The 3,798-nt window shown below is 56.3% G+C and carries 3 protein-coding genes and 1 pseudogene; all 4 read left to right on the forward strand.

Features of this window, described 5'->3' with window-relative positions; genetic code table 11:
• Positions 1-982, forward strand: a 982-nt coding sequence (locus tag ABJK70_RS21615) for an extracellular solute-binding protein (protein WP_347259090.1), incomplete at its 5' end; no start/stop codon positions are given.
• A gap of 719 nt (positions 983-1,701) precedes the next feature.
• Positions 1,702-2,790, forward strand: coding sequence for a type IV toxin-antitoxin system AbiEi family antitoxin (locus ABJK70_RS21620; protein WP_347259091.1), 1,089 nt, complete (start codon positions 1,702-1,704; stop codon positions 2,788-2,790).
• The gene (locus tag ABJK70_RS21625; RefSeq protein WP_347259092.1) at positions 2,768-3,457 is read left to right on the forward strand and encodes a nucleotidyl transferase AbiEii/AbiGii toxin family protein; all 690 of its coding nucleotides are present in this window, start codon (positions 2,768-2,770) and stop codon (positions 3,455-3,457) included. Before ABJK70_RS21620 ends, ABJK70_RS21625 begins: the two co-directional genes overlap by 23 nt.
• Before the next feature lie 208 nt (positions 3,458-3,665).
• A pseudogene (locus tag ABJK70_RS21630) lies at positions 3,666-3,798 on the forward strand (IS5/IS1182 family transposase); the annotation flags it as partial.

A 3,798-nucleotide genomic window follows, 5' to 3' on the forward strand; every position in this document is an offset into this window, starting at 1 on the left:
ATGGCTATCGCTGCTGCTGAGCCTGGCGCTCGTCCGGACTGCCGTGGGCGCGGAAGCCACGGTCGTGGTTTATGCCAGCGAGGATCAAGTGTTCTCGGAACCGATCCTCAGGGATTTCGAGCGGGATACCGGCATCCGCGTCAAAGCGGTGTACGACACCGAGGAAACCAAGGGTACCGGCGTCATGAACCGGCTGCTCGCCGAGAAGAACAACCCGCAGGCGGACGTCTATTGGGCGAACGAACCGATCCGGGCGGAAGTCCTGAAGCAGCGGGGTGTTTCGGCGCCTTACCGGTCCCCCAATGGCGAAGGCATCCCTAAGGTCTTCAAGGACCCCGAAGGGTACTGGACCGGCTTTTCCGCAAGGGCGCGGGTGTTTATCGTCCACCACAAGGCCCGCCTCAAGCCGCAAAGCCTCGCCGCCTATACCGATCCCAAGTGGGCGGGCAAAGGCGTTATTGCCAATCCCTTGTTCGGCACGACCGCCACCCATGTGGCGGCCCTGTTCACGCTGTGGGGCGATGAGCGGACCAAAGGGTTTATGGACGCCCTAAAAAGGAACGGCACCAAGATTTCCACCAGCAATGGCGAAAGCGCGGACCTGGTGGCCGCCGGGGAATTCGAGTTCAGTTTGGTGGACAGCGATGACGCGGTCAACCGCATGCGCCAGGGCAAACCCGTCGAGATGATCTGCCCGGACCAGGGCGAGGGCGAACCGGGTTGCCTGATCCTGCCCAACGCCGTCGTGCCGATCCGGGGCGCGCAGCACCCGGAGGCCGCCCGCAAGCTCGTCGATTACCTCCTGTCTCCGGACACCGAGCGCAAGCTGGCTTTCGCCGACTGCGCCCAAATTCCACTGCACCCTGGCGTGGAAACCCCGCCCGACGTGCCGAAGCTCGACCAGCTCAGAACCATGCCCGTCGATTACGGGGTGGTGGCCCGAAAGCTACAAGCCATCCAGCCCTGGTTAAAGCGGTGGTGAAGACGCCTCCACAATCACTGGGTCACTATGCCTAGTGCCGCATTGCCAGAGTGAGGCGCACAACTGGCTGCCCGGACTGTAGGCGCCGTCCAATCTTCTCGCTAGATCCAGTAAGCCGCCCCCGCCACGCCCTATTTGTCCACCATAGAAAGGGAAAGCCTGCTGGGCGTGAGCAATGTAAGGTTGAGGCGCGTCGGTCGAGCGGAGGCCGGCCCGTGAAAAAGACTGAACGGCGAAAGTGACACCCCCTCGTGCAGCGCGTCATCATTGCGCTAGCTTTGGACGGTTTCCTGTCACAACCAAACATCCGCTTTGTCTCGGTTTGCTACTGTTCGGAGTCCCTGGCCGAGTGGCTCATTCGGGCACGTGCTGCTCGCTCGACGTTGAGGAAAGCAGTCGTTCGTGACCGACAGGTATTGGACAGACTGAATGGCCGCAAATGGCCGAATTTCAGACAATGAGAGCAGCCTCTATTTCTGGCCATATAGGGCTCTTCCGTGGCTATCGGAAATCTATCTGAACTCATGCTTGGCTCTATCGAGGCGGGCGCCGACGCGATTTTCAGTTCATAGATACTCCGTCTTCTGATTGCCCGCGACGTTCACGTAATGATCATGTTCATGCATCGTGAACATGATCATTACGTGAACATTTCGCTTGATCTTGTGTTCGCTGTCTTATAATGTTCACGTTACGTGAACAAATGATGAAATATGAACATGCCGCTTCGCTATCGAGAAGAATCCCTGCATCACCAAGAGCAAGCCCTCCTGGAGCGTGCCTTAGCCGCACTGCAGGAAACCACTGGCTTGACCGGGAAAATTATCGCCGCGGAGCCCTTATTGGAACAGGGAGTCAGAGTCGATGCAGCCGTGGAAATCGACGTAGCCGGTCAGCCCCATCGTTATAGGGCTGAAATCAAACGAATCGATCGCTTTACCGCGATCGGCCAAGTCAGGAACCGATTCGATTCATTTCAGCAGCCCGGCTTACTCGTGGCCCCGCGGATCACCGCTGAAATGGCCGACAAATGCCGTGAACTGGACGTGCAGTTCATCGATGCCAACGGCAACGCCTATCTTCATGACCTAGGCCTGTTTATCTTCGTGAAAGGACTGCGCCCTCGAGCCAAGGAGGGGATGGATATCACGACTGCGGAACCACCTCGTGCAGGTACTGCAACTGCCCTTAGAGTGATATTCGTCCTGCTATGCCGTCCCGAGTTGGTCAATGCACCTTATCGCGAGATCAATCGAGCGGCCGGCGTTGCGCTGGGGGCGGTGGGAGAGGTTTTTTTAGATCTGAATAACAGGGGTTACGCCATAATCGGCAAGGGAATGGGCGAGCGACGCATTCTGGAGCGCAAGCGATTGATTGACGAATGGGTGACCAACTACCCCATCAAGCTCCGTCCGAAGTTAAACCCAAGACGGTTTCAGGCTTCGACTCCGGACTGGTGGCGGCAAGTCGATGTCACCCGGTACAAAGCCCAATGGGGCGGCGAAGTCGCGGCCGACAAGCTGACCGGCTATTTGAGGCCCAACACCTTCACTCTATATTTCCGACCCGAAAACGTTCGTCAAAATCTCACGAAGCTAGTGGTCGAAAACAAGCTGCGTGCCGATCCCAAAGGTGAAATCGAGGTATTGGATGCCTTCTGGAATTTTCCAGCCGATGGCACCCTGTCCGAAACCGTGCCACCGATCCTCGTCTATGCGGACCTTCTCGCCACCCTCGATCCGCGGAATCTTGAAACGGCGCGCATGATTTATGAGCAGAGCATCAATGGTTCTGGCACCCAGGGCTGAGCGCCCGATCGACCCCATTACCCTCGCGGTCCTGAGAGAAATTCAGAATGCATCAGTTGCTCTGGGTCTGGAAGCCTTCCTGGTAGGAGCAACCGCCAGAATCATCTTGCTTGAGCACGTATTCGGGCTGCAGGCTGAACGTGCTACCCGCGATATCGATTTTGCTTTTGCGGTTGAAAACTGGGACCAGTTTAAGGCAATCAAGAGGTATCTTGTCACCGGCTCCGGTTTTCAAGAAATGGAACGGGTAATGCAGCGGCTGCTTTACCAACCAGAAGGCTGTAGGCGTAAATTCGTCGTGGATTTAATCCCGTTTGGTGGGCTCGAAGTCGAAAAAAATACCATCGCTTGGCCGCCGGACATGAGTATCCTAATGAATGTCGCCGGCTACCGAGATGCCTTGGTATCCGCGGTGCCAGTTGAAGTTGAACCTAGACTTATCGTATCGGTAGCTTCCGTCGCTGGGATTGCCATCCTCAAACTCTTTGCTTGGGTTGACCGTGGCCGAGAAGATCCCAAGGACGCCATCGATCTGCTCACACTACTCCGTCGGTATCACGAGGCGGGTAACCAGGACCGAATCTACGAAGACGCATCGACCGTGCTGGAATCAGCCTACCCCAGTTATTCTCACGTCCATTCGCCCAGACTTCGCACAACCATTTGACATAAAAAAGTGAGGAAGGCAAGAGCCTCGGAATGCATCCGTTTATCCACAGTTCGGGTGGAAAAGTCCGTGGATAAGATTGTGAAAGAAACGTTACAGCCCGCGGCTTTCCTGATTTGCGTGCTTATTGTCGAATAATGTGTCAGTTTCCTGTCTGACACTCCAGAGCGTGTTATGAACTTTTTGCTGTGGGCAAGGTACTGCAGGGATGCTTACTCGAAAACCTTACCCCAGCGATGTTTCAGACGACGAATGGACGTTCGCGGTCCCTTATTTAACCTTGATGAAGGCGGCCGCGCCCCAACGCCAGCACGATCTGCGCGAAATCGTCAATTGCTTGC

Origin of the sequence: Methylocaldum sp. (genome assembly GCF_039794385.1) — a bacterium.
Taxonomy (GTDB): Bacteria; Pseudomonadota; Gammaproteobacteria; order Methylococcales; family Methylococcaceae; genus Methylocaldum.